General features: G+C 68.9%; 14 protein-coding genes and 1 pseudogene. 10 read left to right on the forward strand and 5 right to left on the reverse strand.

What is annotated here, in order from left to right; genetic code table 11:
* Nucleotides 1-108 precede the first annotated feature (108 nt).
* From WME76_RS42730 to WME76_RS42745, 4 genes are all read right to left on the reverse strand, one after another.
* Complete coding sequence (locus tag WME76_RS42730) at nucleotides 109-885, reverse strand: DUF4142 domain-containing protein (protein ID WP_437957904.1); 777 nt, start codon at nucleotides 883-885, stop codon at nucleotides 109-111.
* Between the two features lie 447 nt (nucleotides 886-1,332).
* Nucleotides 1,333-2,136, reverse strand: a complete 804-nt coding sequence (locus tag WME76_RS42735) for a methyltransferase domain-containing protein (protein WP_437957905.1) — start codon at nucleotides 2,134-2,136, stop codon at nucleotides 1,333-1,335.
* A gap of 233 nt (nucleotides 2,137-2,369) precedes the next feature.
* Nucleotides 2,370-3,110 (reverse strand): type 1 glutamine amidotransferase domain-containing protein, encoded by a 741-nt coding sequence (locus WME76_RS42740; RefSeq protein ID WP_437957906.1) that lies wholly within the window; start codon nucleotides 3,108-3,110, stop codon nucleotides 2,370-2,372.
* Nucleotides 3,111-3,281: 171 nt separating this feature from the next.
* A complete protein-coding gene (locus WME76_RS42745; protein ID WP_437957907.1) occupies nucleotides 3,282-4,004 on the reverse strand; it encodes an SDR family NAD(P)-dependent oxidoreductase in 723 nt (240 codons plus the stop codon).
* 446 nt (nucleotides 4,005-4,450) lie between these two features.
* On the opposite strand from WME76_RS42745, the gene WME76_RS42750 reads away from it, so the two are divergent.
* The 9 genes from WME76_RS42750 to WME76_RS42790 all read left to right on the forward strand — a co-directional run bounded on the left by WME76_RS42750 (nucleotide 4,451) and on the right by WME76_RS42790 (nucleotide 15,309).
* Complete coding sequence (locus WME76_RS42750) at nucleotides 4,451-4,996, forward strand: hypothetical protein (RefSeq protein ID WP_437957908.1); 546 nt, start codon at nucleotides 4,451-4,453, stop codon at nucleotides 4,994-4,996.
* A 499-nt stretch (nucleotides 4,997-5,495) separates the two neighbouring features.
* Nucleotides 5,496-6,974 carry an MBL fold metallo-hydrolase gene (locus WME76_RS42755; RefSeq protein ID WP_437957909.1) on the forward strand — a complete coding sequence of 493 codons (1,479 nt, stop codon included), beginning with the start codon at nucleotides 5,496-5,498 and terminating at the stop codon, nucleotides 6,972-6,974.
* A 99-nt stretch (nucleotides 6,975-7,073) separates the two neighbouring features.
* Nucleotides 7,074-8,450 (forward strand): esterase/lipase family protein, encoded by a 1,377-nt coding sequence (locus WME76_RS42760; RefSeq protein ID WP_437957910.1) that lies wholly within the window; start codon nucleotides 7,074-7,076, stop codon nucleotides 8,448-8,450.
* The gene (locus tag WME76_RS42765; protein ID WP_437957911.1) at nucleotides 8,447-10,009 is read left to right on the forward strand and encodes a patatin-like phospholipase family protein; all 1,563 of its coding nucleotides are present in this window, start codon (nucleotides 8,447-8,449) and stop codon (nucleotides 10,007-10,009) included. The genes WME76_RS42760 and WME76_RS42765 overlap by 4 nt, the downstream gene beginning before the upstream one ends.
* An 8-nt stretch (nucleotides 10,010-10,017) precedes the next feature.
* Nucleotides 10,018-12,420 (forward strand): FAD-dependent oxidoreductase, encoded by a 2,403-nt coding sequence (locus WME76_RS42770; RefSeq protein ID WP_437957912.1) that lies wholly within the window; start codon nucleotides 10,018-10,020, stop codon nucleotides 12,418-12,420.
* 381 nt (nucleotides 12,421-12,801) lie between these two features.
* The gene (locus tag WME76_RS42775) at nucleotides 12,802-13,056 is read left to right on the forward strand and encodes a hypothetical protein (RefSeq protein WP_437957913.1); all 255 of its coding nucleotides are present in this window, start codon (nucleotides 12,802-12,804) and stop codon (nucleotides 13,054-13,056) included.
* Nucleotides 13,057-13,061: 5 nt separating this feature from the next.
* Nucleotides 13,062-13,604 (forward strand): hypothetical protein, encoded by a 543-nt coding sequence (locus WME76_RS42780; protein ID WP_437957914.1) that lies wholly within the window; start codon nucleotides 13,062-13,064, stop codon nucleotides 13,602-13,604.
* A 313-nt stretch (nucleotides 13,605-13,917) separates the two neighbouring features.
* On the forward strand, nucleotides 13,918-14,649 hold the full coding sequence (locus WME76_RS42785) for a tetratricopeptide repeat protein (protein ID WP_437957915.1): 732 nt from the start codon (nucleotides 13,918-13,920) through the stop codon (nucleotides 14,647-14,649).
* A gap of 150 nt (nucleotides 14,650-14,799) precedes the next feature.
* On the forward strand, nucleotides 14,800-15,309 hold the full coding sequence (locus tag WME76_RS42790; RefSeq protein ID WP_437962246.1) for a hypothetical protein: 510 nt from the start codon (nucleotides 14,800-14,802) through the stop codon (nucleotides 15,307-15,309).
* Nucleotides 15,310-15,438: 129 nt separating this feature from the next.
* On the opposite strand, the pseudogene WME76_RS42795 reads toward WME76_RS42790, so the two are convergent.
* A pseudogene (locus WME76_RS42795) lies at nucleotides 15,439-15,615 on the reverse strand (adenylosuccinate synthetase); the annotation flags it as partial.
* Between the two features lie 369 nt (nucleotides 15,616-15,984).
* Here WME76_RS42795 and WME76_RS42800 point away from each other — a divergent pair.
* Nucleotides 15,985-22,941 (forward strand): DNRLRE domain-containing protein, encoded by a 6,957-nt coding sequence (locus tag WME76_RS42800; protein WP_437957916.1) that lies wholly within the window; start codon nucleotides 15,985-15,987, stop codon nucleotides 22,939-22,941.
* Nucleotides 22,942-22,948 lie beyond the last annotated feature (7 nt).

Below are 22,948 nucleotides of genomic sequence, written 5' to 3' on the forward strand. Positions count from 1 at the left end.
GACGGCCGCTCCCGCGCACGAGGTGGGAGCGCCGCGGCGCCCACGCTTCGTCGAGCGCAGGCGCCGCGGCGCGGGCGGGCGCGGCGCCCGATCTCTACCTGGGCAGGCTCAGGGGCGACGGCCCCCGAAAGGCGCGTACGGGTCCTGAGCGCCCGAGCCGAACGACCCGCTGCGCCCGTTATACCAGGGGTACGAGGGTCGAGCGGGAGAGTAGAGCCCGTTCGCGCCGGAGTAGACGGGGCCGTAATAAGGCGTGTTGTAACCGTAGTACGATCCGCCAGGCAGGGCGCCGTAATCCCGGACGTACGGGCTGCCGATCAGCGCGGGGAGCGACGTGGCGAACGCGAGGTGCCGCGACGTGGCGTTCCGGATCTCTGGAACGAGGTGGGAGATCCCCGGCTGCAGCTCGGGCCCGACGACGGAGATCTGCTCCTGGAGATGGGCGAGGAACTCCCGGTGCCGGTAGATCTGGATGTCGACGAACGTCCAGTCGAAGTGAGACCCCGTGAGACCTTCGAGCGTCTGCTGATCCGACGCGCCCTGCTCGGCCAGCGCCAGGCTGATCTGGTTGTCCAGCGGCCTCATGCCGATCTGCGTGAGCGCGGCCCGGAGCCGCTGGTTCGAGAGGGAATGATAATCGAGCAGCTCCTGAGCGAACTCGCGCACGTGCGGGTCCGTCGCGTGGTTCAGCGCGAGCTGCGCGATGACGACCTCGTTCGCGTCGAAGGCGCCGAGCACCGCCGCGAGCTCAGGCATCGAGAGCGTGAAGGCCTGCGAGGTGGCCTGGACCTCCTCTTCCGACGTGTCCTCGTCCGCCGCCGCCAGATCACCGTCTTCCGCCGCGACGGAGCAGGCGCTGGCTCCCGCGAGCGCCAGGGCTGTCATCCATGCAAAACGAAGAGAATTGATTCGAATGCTCATGATCCCCCCATGTCATTGACGGAAGCGGGTCCGGCGCTGAAGCGCTTGGCGGTGATGCCTGGCCCGCCCCGCCATGTATCTTGAACCGGCGCCGGGAGACGCAAGCGCGATCTCATCGAAATAGCCAATGCTCACCATCGCACCGGATCGGTTGAATCCTCCGCGCCGCGCGACGGACCGGCGCGCAGGTGCCACATCCTCACGTCGATGAACGGACGCGCGCGCGCCCGGGCGGCGGCGCCGGCGCCCTCAGGGCAGGGCTGGCATGGCCCAGGGGGCGGCGCGTCCGGACGGGCGGTGCGCTGGCGTGGGCGGGCGCGACGGAGGCGGCAGCATGGATATCGTCGCTTTGCTGGAGGACGGGTCCAAGGCTGGTATCGGGCGCCCGGCGACCGGAGCGCGCGCGGCGCGTCAGTCCGCGGCTCTGGCCGGCTTGCGGGCCACGACGCCGACGGTGCCGTAGTAGATGCCCCACGCCGAGGGATCGGACGCGAACCGGGCGTAGCCGGCGAGATCTTCCTCGCTGATCTGTCCCGTCGCGAGGTACCGGTCCTGGAGCTGAGCGGCCGACAGGCTCATGATCCCGGAGAGCGGGTGGCCCCCCGGGCACAGCGGCACCTCGTTCTCGACGGCCTCGATGGCGAGCCCCCGCGACATCAGGATCGCGGGCAGGCGCAGGCCCAGGCCCGGGTCCTGACCGCCGGCCTCGTACATCGCGAGGATCGACTGATTGACCCGGTTGAAGGCGTCGATATCCGCGCCGGAGGCGCCCCTGGCCGCGGTGAAGTCGGGCTCTTCGAGGACCAGGCGTCCGCCGGGCTTCAGCGCCGCGAGCATGGCGTCGAGGATCACCTGGAAATCCGCGTTGTGGATGAGCACGTAGCGGGCGTGGACCAGGTCGAACCGGGCTGCGTGGAAGTCGAGCTGACGGATATCACCCTCGATGATCCGGACGCCGGGCAGCCGAGAGGCGTCCAGGAATCCCACATCGCGGTCGACCGCGAGCACCTCGCCCTCGTGGCCGACGCGCTCGGCCATCCAGGCGGCGATCGACCCGGCGCCGGCGCCTATTTCGAGGCAGCTCCAGCCGGGACCCATCCCCGCGGCCTTGAGCAGCCGCCGGCTCCCGGGGTCGAAGAAGCCCTCGATCCGCCGCAGGCGCTCGAGCTCTCGCGCGCGCTCCGAACCAGCAAACACGTAGCTACTCTCGGCCATAGGGATGGACATAATAGTCGAATTCCATGGGCGAAGAAGCGAACTTCTGCCGTCGGGCTTCCCGTGAACGCGTCGATCTGTTGAGTGACACACAGCCGGAGCCGTTCGATCCAGGCTGAACAGCAGCGCTCTCTCGCGGATATGTCCGGACGTGGATCCGCGAGGGACGCGGCGCGGCATCGGGGTGGTTGGCGCGCCCCCGGGTCTTCCTGGGGACCCGAAGCGCCCGCCCCTTACGCGATCGCCCTCCGCAACGCCATCACCGCGAGCCCGCCCACCGCCAGCGTGGCCACCCCGCTGAGGAGCCGCCGCCCCGTGGAAGGCGCCGGCAGGAACGCCGTCGCGCCGAGCGCCGCCAGCGGGGGCGACGTGCGCGCTGGCGCCGACTGGACGGCGAGCGGCGACGCCACGGCCGCCTGGATGGGCGCGGTCTCGGTGAACAGATCGAGCATCTCGCGCACGAACGCCGGCAGATCCTGCGGCCCGCGGCTCGAGAGCCAGTTGCCGTCACGGACCACCTCCTCGTCCCGCCAGACACCGCCGGCGTGCACGACGTCGTCGCGGATCCCGGGCCACGACGCGAGCTGTCGCCCGCTCACGAGCTCTGCCGACGCGAGCACCCAGGGGCCGTGGCAGATGGTCGCGATCGGCTTGCGGAGCGCGTCGAAGGCGCGAACGAACTGGCGCGCCTCCTCGCTCTGCCGGAGCAGATCCGGGCTGATGAACCCTCCCGGCAAGAGCAGCCCGTCGTAGTCGGCCGGGTCCGCCTCGCCGACGGTCCGGTCCACGCGCACCCTCGCGCCTGGCTCGTGGAGGTTCATCCCGCGGATCTTGCCGTGGCGTAGCGAGATGACGTCCACCTCCGCGCCGGCGGCGCGGAGCGCCTTCACCGGCACCGTCAGCTCGATCTGCTCGAACCCGTCCGCCACGAGCGCTGCGATTCGCTTTCCTGCGAGCTTCTTTCGTTCCCTCATGCTGCCCTCAACGGTTGGTCGATGCGTGTCGTTGCGGCCGCCGCGGCGCCCTCGTCCGCCGGCCCTGCGCGCAGGGTGACGTGCCGTGTGAGATCCCTGGAGATCGGCGCGCCAGAAGGGTCCTGTTCGTACAGCCCGGCGTCTCCTTCGGGCATGTCTCCTCTGACCCACCTAGAGCCGGCGCCCCGCGCCGCAACCGAGGCCAGAGCAGATTTCGTGGAGTCCGCGAGCCCAGCCGCCGGCGCGGCCCGCTGTCGACGCGGCCAGTGTGTCTTCTTGCGACAGGCGGACCACGGCTCGATGACGCTGGGGGGATCCTGAAACGGAGAGCGCGCCGTCACCGCGACGCAAGGAGCCTCGGGCGGAGCCACAGCAGCCCCAGCACGGCCGGCGCGAGGGCGGCCAGTCCGACGACCGCGGTGCGCAGGAGCCGCTTCTTCCCGCGCGCTTCCACCCGCCGCTCGCGGTGGTCCCTTCCGGCAGCGGCGTGAACAGGTTGCCGTTCGTCGCGTACGCCGTCCGGTCGTGCTGCAGGTGCAGCCTGTCGACGCTGGTCTCGATGACGCGCCGGTAGGGCTCGGAGGGCGTCTGCTCGAACAGCCCGAAGAGCGTCACCGCCGCGTTGTTGACCCACACATCGATCCGGCCGAACGCCTCGGTGGTGCGCCGCGCGACCTCCAGGACGGCGGCTTCGTTCGTCACGTCGGCGAGCACGACGAGGGCCTTGCCCCCGGCCTGCTCGCACTGGGAGGCGAGCTCGCGCAGCGGCTGCTCGCGCCTGGCTGTCAGCGTCACGGCGGCTCCGCGCCTGGCGAACTCCAGCGCTGTTGCGCGGCCGATGCCGCTCGAAGCGCCCGTGATGACGACGACCGTGTTCCTGATGTTTTCGCGCATGCCTCACCCCCTCTCCTGCACCCTGCGGCGAGCGGCCGCGCGCGGCGCGCGGCGTGCTCCGCGGTCACAGGTGGTCGTGACCTCATGCAAGCGCCGGGCAAGCCGGATCGAAGCTGGAGCCGTCCGCCGCAAGGTGGCTGGCGCGTGACGTGACGGATCGACGCGCTCGCTCCGTGTCCGGCCGGCTGCTCCTCGTCGAGCGCGCCTGCGGACGATGCTCAGCAGGCCTGTTTGCGTGCGAGAGCGCAGCGCTGCGCGATCGGGCGTGGCCCGACGTGCCGTTCCGGCCTCGTCTCGATCCCGAGGTACGGGTCCGGCTCCAGCATGTCGAGCGTGGGACGCTACGCCGGGCCCTGGGCGGCTCGTGCGCGCGGATGCGTCCGCATCGCCGGCGGCTCGGCACGAGCCGCGAACGCAGACGACCTGGGAGACACAAGATGCGAAGCATGTTTCTGGTAGTCGTGGCGGCGCTGCCGCTCATGGCCTGCGGGGGAAGCAGGAGCGGCGAACAGACGACCTCGCCCGGGGCCGGGCAGACGGGCGGAGAGGCACCCGGCGGCACCGAGGGAACGGGAACACCGGAGAGCGGAAGTCCCGGCACAGGCACGATGCCAGGCGGCGATATGGGCTCGCCTGAAGGAGGCGCCCAGGGCGGGACAGGCACCCAGGGCGGCACGCAGGAGTGGGGAAGCGGCACGCCGGGCAGCCGCACGCCGGGCGGCGGCACGACCGGCGGCACGCCAGGCGGCACGCCAGGCGGCACGCCGGGCGGCACGCCGGGCAGCGGTACGACAGGCGGCGGTACGACGGGCGGCACGCCAGGCGGCACGCCGGGCGGTACACCGGGCAGCGGCACGTCGGGCACGCCAGGTGGTGGTTCCCTCACGCCGCCGAGCGGCGGGACCGGTACGCAGGGCACCGGCACGCCGGGCGGCGGGACCGGCACGCCGGGCGGCGGGGCCCGCACACCAGGTGGCGGCTCCGGTCGGTGAGCCGTCGCTGACAGGGACTGAAAGGCAAGACTCCCCCGCCGTCCGAGCGCGGGACGTGAGAGCGCCAGGTCCACCCCGGACAAACACCCCCGGGACCATGCGTTCAAGCCCTCCTCACCTCATCTCCCCTCGCAGGACCGGGCGCTACGCAAGCTTCTGCGTGCTTGCGCAACGGGCAGCCAAACCCTGACGTGAGCGCTCTGACCACGACCGCTGCTTTCAGCGCGCTCCGGCCGTCTATCCACCCCGCATCGCGCGCTGATCCCGGATGGCGCGGGAGATGCCTGCGATGACGACGACGATGGCGACAGCGCTCGCCATCCGGCGAGCTGTCCTGCCCGAGCCTGTCGGAAGGAAGCTCAGGGTGGTGTCTCGCAGCACCATCCTCTCCACGCGCGGCTTCACTCGAGGGTGACGCGTCAGGGGCGAGGTGCACTCCGCCCGTACAGCCCGACGTGTGCGCGCTCGGCGCTGAGCGCCGAGCGCAGGAGATCATCGCATGAGCACTCACGACACCGCGGCCCTTCAGCCGTCGCACGACATGATCCCCGTGGCCGGCGCGATCGAGGTCGACATCCCCGTCGACGTTCTCTGGGGCTTCTTCACACGCGCGCGCGACTGGCCGCGCTGGAACCCCTGCTTCCTCTGGGTGCACAACGAACGCCTCGCCCTCGGTCAGCGGCTGACCTGGTGCTTCCGTCCGATTCACCCCTTCTACCCCTACGTGATGCCGGCCGTCGCGGACATCGTCGAGGTCGAGCCGGGAAGGAAGGTCACCTGGGAAGTCACGGCCCTGCCGGGCTTCCACGCGCGGCACAGCTACCTCGTGGAGGACGCCGGCAACGGCCGCTCTCGCTTCGGCTCCTGGGAGCAGGCCACGGGACCCACCTTCCGGGCGATGCGCGACTTCTGGCTCGCCCATTTCACGTTCGTCAAGGACAGGTCGCTGGAGGGGGCGCGGCTGCTCGAGGCGGTGTACAAGCAGCACGGGCGGCTCGCCCCGGAGCTCCTTCCGAGCTCGCATCCATCGCTCCGCGAGGCCGCGTCGCCCGTGGCGGCTGCCCTCTCGTTCTACCGCTCTCACGTGCGCCAGTCGGTCGTCGAGCTCGGGCCGGGCGTCCGCGTCGTGCTCGGCGGCGGCGGCAACTCGCTGATCGTCGAGGGGCGCGGGGAGTCGCTCCTCGTCGACACCAAGTTCTTCCCCGGCTCGCACATGCTGCGGCGCTGGATCCAGAAGCACGTCTCCGCGCCGGTGAAGACGGTGGTCAATACCCACTACCATTACGACCACACGCAGGGGAACGATCTCTATCCTCGCGCCGCGATCGTCGCGTACCGCACCGTCCCCGCCTCGATGCACGCCGAGGACGGCAAGTTCTGGTCATCGCACCGCGACGGCGTGCCCGTCGTCCTCATCGGCGACGAGGGCGCGGAGCTCGACGTGGGCGGGCGGAAGGTCCGCGTCGGGCACCCGGGAGCCGCGCACACGCACGGGGACCTGTGGGTCCATGTCCCCGACGCGGACGTCGTCGCCACGGGCGACCTCGTGTTTCACGCCCACTATCCGTTCTTCGACCTCTCCCCGGCAGGCGCCGATGTCGACGGGCTCGCGGCGGTGATCCGCCGCCTCGCGGCCGCTCACCCCACCGCGACCTTCGTGCCCGGCCACGGCCCGGTCGCCCGGGCCGGAGATCTCGTGCGTTACGCCGATTACCTCGAGTCGCTCGAGGCCTCCGTGGAGGCGGTCGTCAGGCGCGGCGCCAGCGCCGACGACGCGGTGCTGCTCATCGACCTCTCGCCGTGGAGCTTCAAGAAGCTGCCCGTGTCGCATCGCGGGCGGCTCGTCTGGACGAGCGCCGAGAGCAACATCCGCTGGATGTACGAGCTCGTCAAAAGCCGCGCTCGGGACGCCGGTCCTCGGCCCCCGGCGCGCTCGATGAACGGCGCTGCGAGCGTCATCACGGGGGCCCCGCGATGAACGACCGCGCGGCTCGCCGATGATGGCTACTTCCACAACGGTCCACGCCCACACGCCGGAGCGCGCGTAGGGCGATCGCAGAGCGGAGGAGACGCTTCCATGAACGTGATGACTCGCACAGACGAGCCGAGGACTCATTTCATCCTCGTGCCGGGGTTCGCGGGCTTCGATGCCCTGGGCTCATTGCACTACTACCACGGCGTGACCGAGGCGCTGCGCGGATGGAAGGGCGCCATGTACGAGGCCCCGCTCACGCTTCACTACTTCCCGAACCTGCCCACGGCGCGCATCGAGACGCGCGCGAAGCTCCTCCTGGACTGGCTCCTGCAGCGGTACAAGCGGGGGCTCCTCCGCCTGGACCGCGGCGATGCCATCCACTTCGTCGGGCATTCCACCGGTGGGATGGATATCCGGTGGATGATGAAGTGCCTCCACGAGCACGCGGTCAAGAACGAGCCGATCGAGAAGTTCCCCGCGGAGGCGATCATCAAGAGCATCTGCTCGGTCCAGTTCCTCTCCACGCCTCACCGCGGCTCGAACCTGGCCCACGTCGTCGGCGGCTGGTCCAGCAAGCTCCAGGCGCTCGTGACGGTGCTCTACGAGACCAGCCGCACCTTGCGTCAGCCGGGCGGGCGCCTCCTGGCCAGCTCGCTCAAGCGGCTCGGGTGGTCGGCCGGCTGGGTCCACGCGATCCTCGACACGATGAGCCTGTTCAGCGCCTGCGACGAGCAGGACGGCCTCGCCCGCGCGCGGGCGAGGGGCGTCTATTTCGACACGCTGAAATGGCTGAACGACGCCTCGGACGATTTCGGCGTCGTCGCAGACCTCGATCCCGCCCGTTATGCAGCGGACGCCGCTCGCGCGGAGGAGCTCTTCAGGACGACCTACGCGCACGTGCGCCTGCGCTCGATCGTGACCAGGGCGGAGCCGCTCCCGGGCGCGCCGGATCACGACCTGTTCAAGATCTTCCACCGGTGGACCGCGCGCGAGCCTGGACAGGAGCTCGGACCGGACTGCTCGGTTCGCAGGCTCGACGCTGCGGGGAGCGTGGCGCTCGGCCGCGCGCACAACGACGGGATCGTCAACTGTGTGTCCATGGTGTGGCCCACGCCGGACGACAGCGTCTTCGTCGACGCGGATCACGCGGACATCCTCGGACATCACGGCGGGCCCGGCGCGCCGGACGAGGACGTCGTGAACCCTGCCCACAAGCGGTACGACATCTTCCTGTCCAGCTCGGGCTTCGACCGCGAGCGCTTCCTGCAGGTGTGGCGGTCGGTGCGCAGCTTCGCGTTCGCCTCCGAGTCGGGCCGGGACCGCCGGGCGCCGCTCACCCGGGTCGTCCTGCCGGCGTTCTCCGCGCGGATCCCCGACGCCGAGGCCGATCGCGCCGCGGCCGCGGACAGCGCGCCTTCGCCTCGCCCCGAGGCGGACGCGCCCTCGTCGATCCTCGGCGCGGAAGGAGCCGTCCCGTGAGCGCCCTGCGGAGCGAGCGCTCGACGAAACGGTCGCTGATCCTCGCCGGCGGCGGGATGAAGGTGGCTTTCCAGGCCGGCGTCCTCGAGGTGTGGCTCGACGAGGCCGGGCTCTCCTTCGATCACGTCGACGGCGCCAGCGGCGGCACCCTCAACCTCGCGATGCTCTGCCAGGGGCTCAGCGGCTCGCAGATCGCGGACAGCTGGCGGAGGTTCGACCCGCGCCTCGGCCTCGACCTGAACCTCGAGGAGTACATCAAGCCCCTCCACGCCGAGTCGATAGCGACGCTGGATCGCTTCCGCATGGCGATCCGGGAGGCGTGGCGGCTGGATTTCGGCGCGATCCGCGAGAGCCCGCTCGACGCGACGTTCAACGTGTACAACTTCACGAAGCACGCGCTCGAGGCGCTGCCGCCGTCCGTGATGACCGAAGATCACCTGATGGCCGCGATCTCGCTGCCCATGTGGTTCCCGCCGGTCGTCATCGGCGGCGACACCTACGTCGACTCGGTCTACAGCACCGACGCCAACCTGGAGGAGGCGATCCGGCGCGGCGCCGACGAGATCTGGGTGATCTGGACGGTGAGCGAGCGCGGCGACTGGAAGGACGGCTTCATCGCCCATTACTTCCAGATCATCGAGATGGCCGCCAACAGCAACTTCCGCCGCGTCGTGCGCCGCATCGAGGACAGCAACGCGGCGATCGCGCGAGGGGAGCCCGGCGAGTTCAACCGCGTCATCCGCCTGCACATCCTCCGGGCCGAGGTCCCTGTTCATTACGTGCTCGCGCTCAGCGCCGACCGCCTCGCCGAGGCGGTGAACCTCGGCGTGCGCGAGGCGCGCGCGTGGTGCGACGCGAACGGCATCCCGCGGAAGCCCGGGCGCGATCTCGCGCCCGACGAGCGCGCGCCGAAGGCGCCTCATGGGCTCTCGTTCAGCGAGGTCATGAAGGGCTACATCGCGCGCGGCGACCACCCTCACGACGAGGCGTTCGCGAGGGGCAAGCGCGAGGGCACGCCCCTCGAGGCGCACCTCACGATCACGGTGGACGCCGTGGGCCGCTTCGTGACGTCGCCCGAGCACGAGGCGGAGGTCGAGGGGAACATCGTCTGCGACGCGCTCGGCGGCGCGCTCCGGATCGAGCGCGGGACGTTCAACCTGCTCCTCGATCAGCGGACGGGCGGCGCGCTGGACCCCACCGGCAAGCACATGCTGTATCGCCTCTTCTTCCGCGACGGCAGGGGCCGCGCGCTCACGCTGAGCGGGCGCAAGGAGGTCCGCGACGAGCCCGGCCTCGATCTATGGGACGACACGTCGACGCTCACCACCCGCATCTACCGCGGGCACATCTCCGCCGCGCTCGAGCCTGCGGCGGAGGTCGTGGCGTCCGGGATCCTCCGCATTCACCTGCTCGACTTCATGCGGCAACTCACGACCTTCCGCGCCCACGGAGAGACAGCGGCCGATCGCCGGGAGGCGCTCCTGCGCTTCGGCAGGCTGTTCCTGGGCAAGCTCTGGGACGTGTACGGGCGCGACGTCCTCGCGTACGGCCCCTTCTGAGGTGAACCATGGCGCAGAAGCGTGCAATCGTCATCGGGACCGGGTTCGGGGGCGCGGTCGCCGCTTGCCGGCTTTCGCAGGCGGGCCTCGACGTCACCGTGCTCGAGCGCGGGCGGCGCTACGACGGCGCTCCCTCGGGCTTGCCGCGCACGGTCCTGGATCCATGGCTGTGGGACCCGTCGCGCGGGCTCTTCGATGTCCGGCTCATCTCCGAGATCCAGATCGTGCAGGCGGCCGGCTACGGCGGCGGATCGCTGATCTACGCCAATGTGCACCTCCGCGCGCCGGAGGAGGTGTTCGCGGAGGGCTGGCCGGAGGGGTACAGCCGCGAGGCGCTCGATCCGTACTACGACCTCGTCGCCTACATGCTCGACATCAAGCCGATCACGTCGTCGCCTCAGGGCGTGCCCCTGAAGGCGCGCCGCATGCGCGACGCGGCCGAAGGGCTGGGCCGCAAGGACCAGTTCTTCTACCCCGCGATCGCCGTGAATTTCAGCGACACGCCCGGCCTTCAGCCCAACAAGTTCGGCGTGCCTCAGGCAGGGTGCACCTACTGCGGCGAGTGCGTGATCGGCTGCGATGCGCGGGCGAAGAACTCGCTCGATCGCAACTACCTCGCCGTCGCCGAGCGCCACGGCGCCGCGATGCTGACCGAGTGCGAGGTCCAGCTGATCTGGTCGCTCGGCCCCGGCGAGGGATACCGGGTCGACTACATGGACTGGGCCCGCGGCGCGCGTCGATCCATCAAGGCGGAGTACGTGTTCGTCTGCGCGGGGGCGGTCAACTCCACGGAGCTCCTCCTCCGATCGCGCGCGGCCGGGGGGCTCCCGCGCGTCAGCGCCCAGCTCGGGATGGGTTACTCGGGCAACGGCGATCTCCTCGCCTTCGCGTTCGACGTGGCGGACGAGTGGGCGCCCGACAGGGGACCCACCATCACCTCCGCCGTCCTCTACGACGGCCGGAAGGACGACGATCGCGGCTGGTTCCTGCTCGAGGAAGGCGGCTATTCACAGCATCTCTGGTCCCTGGTCAAGCTGGCCACGCCGAAGCAGGTGTGGCTGACGGCGGCGCTCCCGGGCACCTCGCCCTCCACGAACGGGTGGAACCACGGCGCGGCCACCGCGGCGCCCGCGCGCGTCACGAACGAAACGGCCGAAGCCGCGGCGGCAGCGGCGCCGGCCGAGCCCCCGCTGACGCCGGACATCCAGGACACCTACCGGCGCGAGGCGGTGAGATCGTTGCCGATCGCGTCGGACGGAGCCTCCAGCAGACCCGTGACGCCCACCGTGCCGGCTCGCATGGCCCGGTCGGCCGTGTTCCTCGCCATGGGGCGCGACATGGCGAACGGACAGCTCGAGCTGCGCTCGGATCAGACGCTGTGCGTGAAATGGAGCGTGTGCAATAACCTCCAGCTCTACAGCCTCGAAGAGCGCTTCATTCACGATTTCGTCGGCCAGCTCGGCGGCACCTACGGGCCGAGCCCGTTCTGGCGCTATGCGCGGCTCCCGGTGACGGTGCACAACCTCGGGGGCTGCCGCATGGCGGACAGCGAGCCCGAAGGGGTCACCAGCGAGCTCGGCGAGGTCTTCAACCACGCCGGTCTGTTCGTGATGGACGGGGCCGTCCTGCCGAGCGCGACGGGGGTGAACCCGTCGCACACCATCGCCGCGGTGGCGGAGCGGAACATCGAGCGCATCGTCCGCCGCGTGACCGGGCAGCCCGGCTGGTCGCCGCCCGAGCGCAGGGACGTCCGGCCGTTCGTGGACGCGCTGTCGCAGGTCTCCGTCCCGCCGGAGGGCATGGCGCCCCCGGTGAAGCCCGCGCTGGGCCTCGGGCTGCGCGAGCGCCTGAGCGGCTCCTGGGAGGCCACGACAGGGCACCGCTCGGACGCGGCGTGCGACCTGGAGATCAGGATCCCGGACATCGCCGAGTTCGTCGCGGATCCGGCGCACGTCGGCGCCGTGACCGGGACCCTCGTGATCGGTGGCCTCACCAAGGGGGCCGCCGACATCACGAACGGCGTGTGGAACCTGTTCGTCCCCCATGGCGACGGCCGGTCGCGGCAGATCCGGTACACGCTCCCCTTCCAGGGCGGCGACGGCCGGCCCTACACGCTCCACGGCGCCAAGGTGTTCACCCCGCGCCCCGGGCTCGAGCTCTGGGACGAGAACACAACGCTCGAGTTCCAGATCCACGAGGGGGCCGATCCTCGGGGGGCCGTGCGAGGGCGAGGGGTGTTGCGGGTGGGCCTGCACGAGGTCCTCCGGACGGCGACGTCGGTCCACGACCTCGGTCGCTACAGCCCCGTCGAGAAGGTGCAGGCGCGGTTCGAGCTGCTCCAGCTCTACGTCGGCAACCTGGCGAAGGTCGCCCTGGGGCGCGCCCCCAGCGTCCCCCCGCCCGGAGCGTAGCCGCGCCGGCGTTCCCCCGGCGGGAGCGCGGCGGCGCTGCGGGCCGGCCGCGCCGCGGAACGTGCCGTGGTCGACGTCGTCGACCGAGCCGTGGTTTCGGGCCGCCGTGGTCGCCGGCGCGCTCCGCGGCGCCGCGCTGGGCTGCTCGAAGAATAACGAGGGCACAAGAGGGGGCCGTGACCCCGTCGGATACGGCAGATGCCCCCGCTGACATCCTCTCGATAGGGCTCGGCATCGCCGTAACGGGCAGACTGGCAGCGCTCGGCATCAGGGGTGCCGCCGCCGCTTGCGGACGTGCCGCGAGGGGGGGTAGGAATGGATGCGGCTCGTCAGCGCGGAACGGGTATTGGACAAAGCGTCCGAGGTCAGGCAACCGGCAGGATGTCAGCGCTCGTTGAACATGTCTCGAAGTTGGGTCTGCCGCAATCCGAAGCGACAGCGGCGACGAAGTCGGCCGTTGAGGCGCTGGGGCTGCGGACTGCAGTGGTGAGCGTTGGGGAGAACCAGGTCGTTTCGTCGGTTATGCTGGGCACGAGTAAACCGGTCCTGGTGGTCGGCCCGAGTGGTTCGGTTGCTCAAGCAACTGCAGGATTGGTGTTCGAAGGTCGTGCATTCATCGTCAGGAATATTCGATGAGTCCAATGAACGGTACCCTGCTTGTAGAGGCGTACTTGCTGGCGCAGATGCGCGCGTCCGATCTTGTGGACGCGGCGTGCCGAAGGCTAGGGCTCGACTCGACCTCGCTCGAGAAATACCGAGCCGAGGCGGAAAAGCGAGGCTTGAGCGAGCCCGGACACCCGATGGGTGTCTACGTCGACCTTCTGGGAAAGCCATTGGCTCAGGAGCGCATGGATGACGCGGACCCATATCGTCGGCGAAGGTGGACCTTCGCATTGCCGCTGTGGCCCGAGTTCGTCCTCGTGGTGCACGGCTCAGAGGTTGGACAAGTGGGCGGTGTGACCTTCGCCAGCTTCCCGTCGGCAGGGACGCCTCCGGCCATCTCCACCATCGAGCCATGGCGCCTGGCAGAGGAACAGATGGCGAATTGGTCGAGCTTGCGCATCGTCGATGAGTGGTACCCAATGAAGGATTATGAGGCGCTTATCCAGGTCCATGATGGGTCATGGGCGCTGCGCGTGCTCCAGTTCGATTATGGGCTTCTTCAAGCGACGGTTCGCCAATGAGGGATCCAGCGCCATCTCGCTCGGTGTCTTGTCGCCTCCTCCAGGGTCGAGGAGTTCGGCGCGCGCACACACGCCTCATGCTCGCTGTGTCCCGGGGGGGCGACCCAGACGGACCGAATGTAGGCCAGTCGCGGGCCATTCCTACCGGAACCAAGGCGCCAGAGAAGCAGAGGGAATCCTCTCTTCCTCGCGTCCTCGACGTCCTGGCGCTCCACTTGATCGATGATTTTGCTTGATTCAGGATCAGGGGAGTGTTGTTTTGCGCCACGGGCCCTGCATTATTGCCCAGAGCGCCCGCACGGAGATGCAAAACATGATCGATCCACATCTTGCCGAGGCCGTTGGCCGCGCCAGGGAGTTCTTGAGGCGTGGAGCGTACGCCGACGCCGAGGAGCTGCTCTCCGGGCTCATCCACGACATCGAATCGCGATCCGGCGACCGCGCGCCGGAGCTGATCGTCCCCCTTCACCTGTACGCTAGGGCTGTGGGCCAGCAGCACCCGTGGACCACGCTGCCGCATCGCGAGAGGGCGGCGCTCGAGCGCGCGTTACGTCTCACCGTCGAGCATCACGGCGAGGAGTCGCGTCGCGCGGTGCAGATCAAGGAAATGCTGGCACTGCGCTTGAGCTCGTCTGGAGAGGTCGAGCTGGCGTGCACCCACATGATGGATGTTGTTCGGCTCATGGAGCTAGCCCACGTAGATGGCGTCCTGCTCGCTCATGCGCTGGGCGGGCTCGCTGATATGCTGCTGGATGCCGGGCGGTTGGAGGAGACCCTCGCGACGTACGAGCGCGCATCCGGCATCATGAGCGGCAGAGGAGACGAGCTGGCCGAGTTCACGCTGCTGTTTGGCAAGGGTCGTTGCCTCATCGAGATGGGACGTCACCCCGACGCGGTTAAGGTCCTCGAGCGCGCCTATACATGGTTCCTTGGGAGGTTTGGCGACAACAGGAGGGCAAAGGAGCTGCTCGCCTGGCTCGATCGTGCCCGGCTTGGAGCGGCGGAAGCCCACGAGACAGAAACATGTCTCGATCGACGAGATTGAGGTCGGCGACGAGGCGTGGTCGTACTTGCTGTCTCCCCGAGCGCCCCTACTACGGAGTCATCGGCCGGGAATCGGCCCATTGCCAGGAGCGGGCGGAAGATGCGCTCTGGAAGTGCCGCTACTACTGCCCGTGGTGGGAGTGTGACCGGTATGTTGCCCTTCTTCTTCAACATCACGGGGTTCATCGTGGCCACGGCGCTGACATCCACAGTCGAAGCGGTCGGGCTGTGGCGGCGATCGCGCGGCGATGCGGCCATGTTGCTGCGGAATCTCGCGGTCGACAAAGCAGCCTCGCTCAGCGTAGCTACCGTCGTTATTCCAGGCGTGCTTCTGGTCGTTGGTGCCGTGGGCGGTTGGGCCGCGCCCTTGCCAGTTAGCCGCGTGTTGCTCGCGGTTACTGGAATCATGTTTCCTCAGGAAAACCCGTGGAGGTGGACGGGTAGTATCGCAGCGAGCGCGACCCTCCTGTGGATGGTGTTCTCCGTGCTCTGCATGCTGCGCGTCGAAGCATGGTGCTTGCGGATGCTCTGCCGCGGTCGCGACGGCGCTTCCATCGAGCAGCTCATCCGCATGGCACGAAGGGCGAGCTTCCGAGGCGCTCCTGTAGCGATCGGCGTCACGATCGCCGTCTGGCACGAAGTGGTGTTCGGCGTCTGGTGACGAAATGCCACCTCTGGGGTGTCGAAACCCCAGACGTGGCAACCATGCATGCACGTCCCAGCGGCCGTTCCGTCGGACGAGCAGGCGGGTCATCGCACGCGCTGCTATGAGCGCGAGCGCCCGCCCTCGGGCGAACGCGTTGCGCCGGACGATGGTCGCCTCGCGATCCGCGCCGACCGAGACGACGTCCACCGGCACGCCCGTCTCCTTCTCGACCAGCTCCACGTAGTGGCGCGCCGCGGCCGGCAGCTCGGTCATCGAGCGGGCGCTGTCGATCGGCTCGCTCCAGGCGGTCACCTGCTCGAGCGCGCACGCACGCACGCACGCACGCACGCACGCACGCACGCACGCACGCACGCACGCACGCACGCACGCACGCACGCACGTGAACTTTTGCCGTGCTGACGGTCATTCGCGGAGCGCGTGCCCGGGACGAATGATGATCGTGCGCTGCCGATGCCGAGCGAGGGAAGGGACGCCGGCTGGTACGTGGGTCGCTTGGTCGCGCGCCGGACGTTCTTAGGGCGCTCGTGTGCGCCTCGCGTATCCGTCCGGCTGGGCGTGATTGACCGAGGTGACTGCGGGCGCGAGGCGAGGCCGGCGCGCATGTCACATTCCAGTGACGCATGCGCACCGGACCGCGGAGGTGCAATGACATTTGAAATAGCAGCTAGATTGCTCTCGAGACGACATCGGCGAGCATCCCTTCAAGCGCTCGAGATCTTCGAGCCGCCAAGCAAGTACCGGCGAAGGTACCTCCTCGCGAACGGCGTCCTGTTGAGCGCCATCGCGTTCGGCGCCGGCTGCAGCCCTGGCTCGCCGGACGAGGAGCTCCACGGCACCGCGAAGCTCGCGGCGGGCACCGAGGACGCGACCTGCGTGACGATCCAGCGCGGGACGGCCGGCGCGGTGGAGGACGCGACCATCTGGGAGGTCTTCCCGACCTGGAACGATTCGACCGTGCTCCTCCGCACGGGCACCCTGGCCGAGTTCGGCGTACGACACGCCGTCCTCCGCTTCGATCTCTCGCCGGTACCCGCCGGGGCGAATGTCGCCTCCGCGACGCTGCGGCTCGAGCAGATCTTCCGGGATACCACGAGCTCGAGCACCATCAACATCCACCGGATCCTCTCGCCGTGGACCGAGTCGACGGTGACCTGGCAGAGCCTGGGGAACGGGAGCGACTTCGATCCGGCGATCGCCGCGTCGTTCCAGTCGCTGCCCGGCGTCGGGATCCGCTCGGCCGACCTGACCTCGCTCACTGCGGCGTGGCTCGCGGGCGCCGTCCCGAACCACGGCGTGCTGCTGGAGGAGGCGCCGGTCCTCGCCACCAGCTTCCCGAGCAGCGAGGAGCCGCAGGTCGGCAGGCGGCCGAGCCTCGAGGTCTGTTACACGACCGCGACGACCTGCACCGGTACGCTCGACGATGGCGATGCGTGCACGACCGATACGTGCGACCCGGTGCTGGGTATTCTGCATACGCCCATCTCGACCGACGACGGCGACCCGAGCACGATCGACACGTGCGACCCGGCGACAGGCGCGGTGACGCACGTGTCCTGTCCGGCGCTGGATCCGACCGTGGCCACGCGGCTCATCGACGCTGTGGGCTGCATCTACCAGGGTCCGAACGCGCCGCAGACGGGCATGAGCTCGGGGGCGATCGACGTCGTGACGGTCGCGGTCGTCAAGGGAAAGGTCGCGACGCGCGCCGGCGTCCCGCTCTCGGGAGTCCAGGTGAGCGTACTGCACCATGGCGTGGGGGACGCGGCGAGCTACGGACAGGTCCTCACGCGCGCGGACGGGGCGTTCGAACTGGTCGTGCGGGGAGGCCAGCCGCTCACGGTGAAGTACGAGAAGTCCGGCTACCTGCCCGTGCAGCGCGATGTCCGGAGCCAGTGGCAGCAGTGGTCCAAGGCGCCTGACGTGGTGATGATCGAGAGCGATCCCGTGGTGACGCCCGTCGCGCTTGGCAGCACGACGGAGGTGCAGGTGGCCCGCGGGAGCGTTCAGTCGGACGAGAGCGGTGCACGTCAGGCCACATTGCTCTTCCCCCCGGGCACGACGGGAACGATGACCGTACCGGACCCGAGCGGCCCGCCGGGGGCAACGATGACCGTCGCGCTGCCGGCCGAGGTGCACGTGCGCGCGACCGAGTACACGGTCGGTCCGAACGGACCCGAGGCGATGCCGGGCACCTTGCCGCCGACCAGCGGATACACGTATGCCGTGGAGCTCGGGCTCGACGAGGCGGTCGCCGCGGGGGCGATCAGGGTCGAGTTCGACAGGCCTATCCCGTTCTATGTCGAGAACTTCCTGGACTTCCCGGTCGGGATGGCCGTGCCGCTCGGTTATTACGACGCGCGAAAAGCGGCGTGGATCCCTGCGGAAGACGGGCGCATCATCGAGATCCTCGGCGTGAGCGGCGGGGTCGCCTCGGTGGACATCGACGGCGACGGCGCGGCCGACGACGCGAGCGCGCTCGCCGCGCTCGGGCTCAGCGCGGCGGAGCAGCAGGAGCTGGCCACGCTGTATGCGGCGGGGACCACCCTCTGGCGGGTCCAGGTCACGCATTTCACCCCATGGGACGCCAACTGGCCCTTCGGCCCGCCGCGCGATCCGACTCCGGAACCGCCGCCGGATCCAGGCGGCGGCGACTCAAAGACGCCCCTCGATGAACCGTGCAAGCAATCCGGCTCGATCATCGAGTGCGAAAACCAGATCCTGGGGGAGCGTCTGCCCGTCAGTGGCACGCCTTTCAGCCTGCATTACCAGAGCGATCGGACGACCGGGCGCAAGGAGCATTACCGCCTCGAGATCCCCGTGACCAAGGCGACAGTGCACCCGCTCCTCAAGCGGATCGAGCTCCAGATCAACGTCGCCGGGAGGATCTTCTCACCGAGCATCACCTGCCCCTGCCAGCCGGACCAGAAATACACCTTCGAATGGGATGGCCGGGACGCATTCGGGCGTCTGCTCGTGGGAAAGCAGCCGGTCGTGGTGGAGCTCCAGCATGCCTATGATGGCGTCTACACCATGCCCGCAGCGAACGTGACGACGAGCTCGGGCGGAGGCAGCTCGGGCGGGGGCGGCTCGGGGGGGCCGCGGATGTCCTTCTCCGTGCCATCGGACGTGAGCATCGTCGGGAGCGTAACGCGGATGGAGATCGCCATGGCGCGCCGCTGGGAAGGCCTCATCGGATCGAGCTCGACGAACGGCTCTGCAGCGCTCGGAGGTATGAGCCTCGACGTCCACCATGCCTTCGACCCCGTCGGATCCATTCTCACGCTCGGCGACGGAACGCGGCGCGACGTTCGGAACATCGGCTCGGTCTTCGAGCGCGTTGCCGGCGAGATCCCTCGAAGCGCGACCCCAGCCGCGGCTGCCGATGGCCTCAGCAGCGGCACGGCGTACATCGGCAGGCCGTCGGGGCTCGCGCTCGGGCCGGACGGAACCATTTATTACTCCGACCAGGTGAGCTCTCGCGTCCGGAAGATATCTCCTGACGGGGTGGTAACCACGGTCGCCGGCGTCAACGGCGTAAGCGGGTACAACGGCGACAATCGACCCGCCACGGAGGCGAGACTGGTCACTCCAGGAGCCCTCGCGATCGCGCGGGACGGCAGACTGTACATCAGCGACGCCGGCCGCGTCCGGCGGGTGGCTCTCGACGGGACCATCACCACTGTCGCCGGAAACGGCAGCTATGCCCTCACCACAGAGCAGAACGTCCCTGCGACCTCGGTCGGCGTCGGTGGGGGCGCCATTCAGGACATCGCGCTCGCTCAAGATGGCAGTCTCTACATCGCGGTGGCCTCGCTCGTCCGCAAGGTCGACCTCCAGGGGATCATCACCACGGTGGCAGGCACTGGGGAGCGGGGCTACTCCGGCGACGGCGGCCCGGCGGTCCAGGCCAAGTTCACCGACCTCAAGAGTATCGCGCTCGGGTCGGACGGCAGCTTCTACGTCGCCGATGCCCCGACGACCCTCAACGTCGCCTGCCCTGGCTGCTGGAACCGCATCCGGCGCATCGACGCGAACGGCATCGTCACCACGATCGCGGGCGGGAACGAGTACGGACCGACCACTGATGCGGTACTGGCGACGGAGGCTCGGATCGGCATCCCGGGAGATCTCGCGCTCGGCCCTGATGGAAGTATCTATTACATTTCGAAAGATCCTCTCGTCCAGATAGACAGCAACCCGGTCGTCCGTCGCATCGCACCGACCGGCTTCATCTACACGGTCGTCGGCAACCCTGCGTATCGCGCATATCCTTGCAACGTCAAGCATTGCAATGTTGGCGTTCCGGTGGCCGCTGCCGAGCTCCTCTGGCCCAGCGCGCTCGTGGCAACACCGCTAGGTTTCCTGCTCGCTGATTTCAACAGCGACGACAGCGGGCTCATCGCTCGCGTCGGGGGGGCGCTCCCGGGGCTTTCGACGAGCAACGTCGCCGTGGCTAGCAAGGACGGGTCCGAGCTCTACGTGTTCGACGAGACGGGGCGTCACTTCTCCACGCTCGACGCGCTCCTCGGCGTGACACGCTTTCAGTTCGGCTATGATGCCGGAGGGAGGTTGACGACGATCACCGACGTCGACAATCAAATGACGCAGATCTTGCGCGATGCGAGCGGCGCCCCGACGGCCATCGTCGCGCCCACGGGGCAGACCACATCGCTGTCGCTGGACGCGGAGGGCTTCCTCTGGACCGTGACGAACCCTGCGAACGAGACGACGACGCTGGAGTACTACCCGAACAGCGGCCTCCTCCGATCCCTGCGCGATCCGGGGAACCGACTCCACGAGTTCCAGTACGATGCGGATGGACGTCTCACCAGGGATACCGATCCGGCGAGCGGTTACAAGGCGCTCAGCCGGACGGGCACGGATAAGGACTACCAGGTCACCATCACTACAGCAGAGGAGCGGACGCAGGTGCACGCGGTCGAGGAAATCTCGGACGGCAGCGAACGGCGCACGTTCACCGGCTCAGACGGCCTCTCCACGGTGATGCAGATTGCGACGAACGGCGTCCGGACGATCACGGCGCCGGACGGCACCGTCACCTCCAGCGAGGTCACGGGAGACCCGCGCTTCGGCATGCAGGCGCCCATCCTCCGCAGCGAGACGACCACGACGCCTCTCGGGAGGACGCGGCAGGTTACCGGGGCGCGCTCGGTGTCGCTGTCGATTCCCGGTAACTCACTGAGCATCTCGTCGCTCACCGATACAGTCACGATCAACGGGCGTCCGTTCACGCAGCTGTTCAACAAATCCACGAACACCGTCGTATCTACGCTGCCGTCAGGGCGGAGCGTGACGACCACGCTGACTCCGCAGGGGCGAGTTGGAAGCGTCGCAGTCACGGGCATTTCCCCGATCGATTTCGCGTACTTTCCGGATGGCCGGCTGCATACCGTATCCCAGGGGTCGAAGACCTGGACTTATGCGTATGAGGACGGATGGCTGGCGAGCGCGACGGATCCGCTGCTTCGCACCGTGCAGTTCATCCGTGATGCCGCTGGCCGGGCGACGCAGGCGACGAGGGCCGACGAGGAGATCGTCGAGGCGAGCTACTACGCTGGCGGCCTCGTCCATACGGTCACGCCGCCGGGCCAGCCGGCGCACACCTTCAACTACACCCCGGCAGATCTGCTGGACGAGTACGTTGCTCCTGACGCCGGATCCATCCCCGCGACGACCTCCTGGTCCTATGATCTGGATCATCTGCCCACGGGCTCGGCCCGTCCCGGCGAGCCGGGCACCGTCTACACGCGGGAGCCTGCGACCGGCCGGCTCTCGCAGGTGACGATGCCGCTCGGCATGGGGGATATCAATCTCGCGTATCATCCGACGACTGGCAATCTCAGCGGCGTCACGGGACCGTCCGCCATCTCGCTCGACTTCGGCTACGACGGCGCGCTGATGACCAGTCGGACGTGGTCAGGCGCCGGGTTCGGGACCGGTTCGCGCGTGGTGAGCTGGACCTATGACAACGACTTCCGCGTCGACAGCGAGACCGTCAACGGCGGCGCGGTGACGAGCTTCGGCTACGACGTCGATGGTTTCCTCAGCCAGGCAGGAGGTATGACACTGTCCCGGCATCCACAGAACGGGCTGTACACCGGGAGCAGCGCCGGCGTCGTCAGCGACACCGTGACACCCGACGCGGCTGGCGGCATGCAGAGCTACGTGGCGCAGGCGGCTGGCTCCGCGCTCTACCATGTGAGCTATACGCTGGATGCCTTGGGCCGTATCGACCAGAGGACGGAGACAATCCTGGGAGAGACCCACTCGTACGATTACGACTACGATCTCGCCGGGCGGCTCACCGACGTGTTCCGAGACGGCGTGCTCGCCGCGCACTACGACTACGACGCGAACGGCAACCGCCTCGCGCGCACGTCGCCGGGAGGGACAGAGGGCGGCACCTACGACGACCAGGACCGGCTCCTGACCTACGGAACCAAGACGTACGGGATGAGCCCGGCGGGCGACCGGACGAGCGTGACCGACGCGTCAACGGGAGGCACGGCGACGTTCACGTACGACGCCGGCGGCAACCTGCGGCACGCCGAGCTGCCGGGCGGCACGTCGATCGACTACTTGGTTGACGGCGAGGGGCATCGCATCTGGAAGGAACGGAATGGGGTCAGAGTCCAGGGCTTCCTGTACCGGAGTGACCTGCAATCTGCGGCGGAGCTCGACGGCGCTGTCAACGTGGTGGCGCGCTTCGTCTACGGGCGAGGGCGGAACCTGCCGGATCTGATGATCAAGGGCGGCGCGACCTACCGCATCCTCACGGACCACCTCGGCAGCCCGCGGCTCGTGGTGGACATCGCGACCGGCACGGTGGCGCAACGGATGGACTTTGACGAGTTCGGCCGTGTGCTCCTCGACACGAACCCGGGCTTCACGCCGTTCGGTTTCGCGGGAGGGCTCTACGATCGCGACACGGGGCTCGTGCGCTTCGGGGTGCGCGACTACGATCCGGAGACTGGACGGTGGACGGCGAAGGATCCGCTCGGGTTCGGCGGGGGCGATACCAATGTGTATGGCTACTGCGGCAGCGACCCCGTCAACTACATCGACACGGACGGGCGCCACCCACTCGTCGTGGCGGCCATCGCGGCCGCCTTCATCCTTCATATGGGGGCCGTGACCCCGTCGGATACGGCAGATGCCCCCGCTGACATCCTCTCGATGGGGCTCGGCATCGCCGTAACGGGCAGACTGGCAGCGCTCAGCATCAGGGCCGCCGCCGCCGCTTGCGGAAGCGCCGCTGCAGGGGCTGCGCCTTCTGCAGCTCCGCTGTTGACGCCCGGGCCCGGATGGAAGATGCTGGGAGAAGCTCTCAACATCCTGAAGGGCGTACCTGCTGCGCAGCGAGCTGAGCTTGCGCGAGATTTCCTCGGCCAAATCGAGGCACGCGCCGTCGGCGGTGCATGGCGTGCTACAGAGATGGCAGCCGCCGGTGGAGGCCGAGCGTGGGTAGGCGAAACGCACACGCTCATCATCGATGCTGCTGGCAGGGTATTCACTGGTGCGCACGTCGAGGGAGCGGTGCAGTTCGGTGTCGTCGAGGGCCAGCTCGGAGTTGCCGCCTGGTCGGGGCTTCGGCAGCTCTTCTGAATAATAA

The sequence above is a fragment of the Sorangium sp. So ce119 genome (assembly GCF_051524405.1).
Classification (GTDB): Bacteria; Myxococcota_A; Polyangia; order Polyangiales; family Polyangiaceae; genus Sorangium; species Sorangium cellulosum_G.

Coding starts and splice junctions, on each gene's coding strand:
- WME76_RS42730 (WP_437957904.1), bottom strand. CDS start 885: ATGACAGCCCTGGCGCTCGCGGGAGCCAGCGCCTGCTCCGTCGCGGCG.
- WME76_RS42735 (WP_437957905.1), bottom strand. CDS start 2,136: ATGGCCGAGAGTAGCTACGTGTTTGCTGGTTCGGAGCGCGCGCGAGAG.
- WME76_RS42740 (WP_437957906.1), bottom strand. CDS start 3,110: ATGAGGGAACGAAAGAAGCTCGCAGGAAAGCGAATCGCAGCGCTCGTG.
- WME76_RS42745 (WP_437957907.1), bottom strand. CDS start 4,004: ATGCGCGAAAACATCAGGAACACGGTCGTCGTCATCACGGGCGCTTCG.
- WME76_RS42750 (WP_437957908.1), top strand. CDS start 4,451: ATGTTTCTGGTAGTCGTGGCGGCGCTGCCGCTCATGGCCTGCGGGGGA.
- WME76_RS42755 (WP_437957909.1), top strand. CDS start 5,496: ATGAGCACTCACGACACCGCGGCCCTTCAGCCGTCGCACGACATGATC.
- WME76_RS42760 (WP_437957910.1), top strand. CDS start 7,074: ATGAACGTGATGACTCGCACAGACGAGCCGAGGACTCATTTCATCCTC.
- WME76_RS42770 (WP_437957912.1), top strand. CDS start 10,018: ATGGCGCAGAAGCGTGCAATCGTCATCGGGACCGGGTTCGGGGGCGCG.
- WME76_RS42775 (WP_437957913.1), top strand. CDS start 12,802: ATGTCAGCGCTCGTTGAACATGTCTCGAAGTTGGGTCTGCCGCAATCC.
- WME76_RS42780 (WP_437957914.1), top strand. CDS start 13,062: ATGAACGGTACCCTGCTTGTAGAGGCGTACTTGCTGGCGCAGATGCGC.
- WME76_RS42785 (WP_437957915.1), top strand. CDS start 13,918: ATGATCGATCCACATCTTGCCGAGGCCGTTGGCCGCGCCAGGGAGTTC.
- WME76_RS42790 (WP_437962246.1), top strand. CDS start 14,800: ATGTTGCCCTTCTTCTTCAACATCACGGGGTTCATCGTGGCCACGGCG.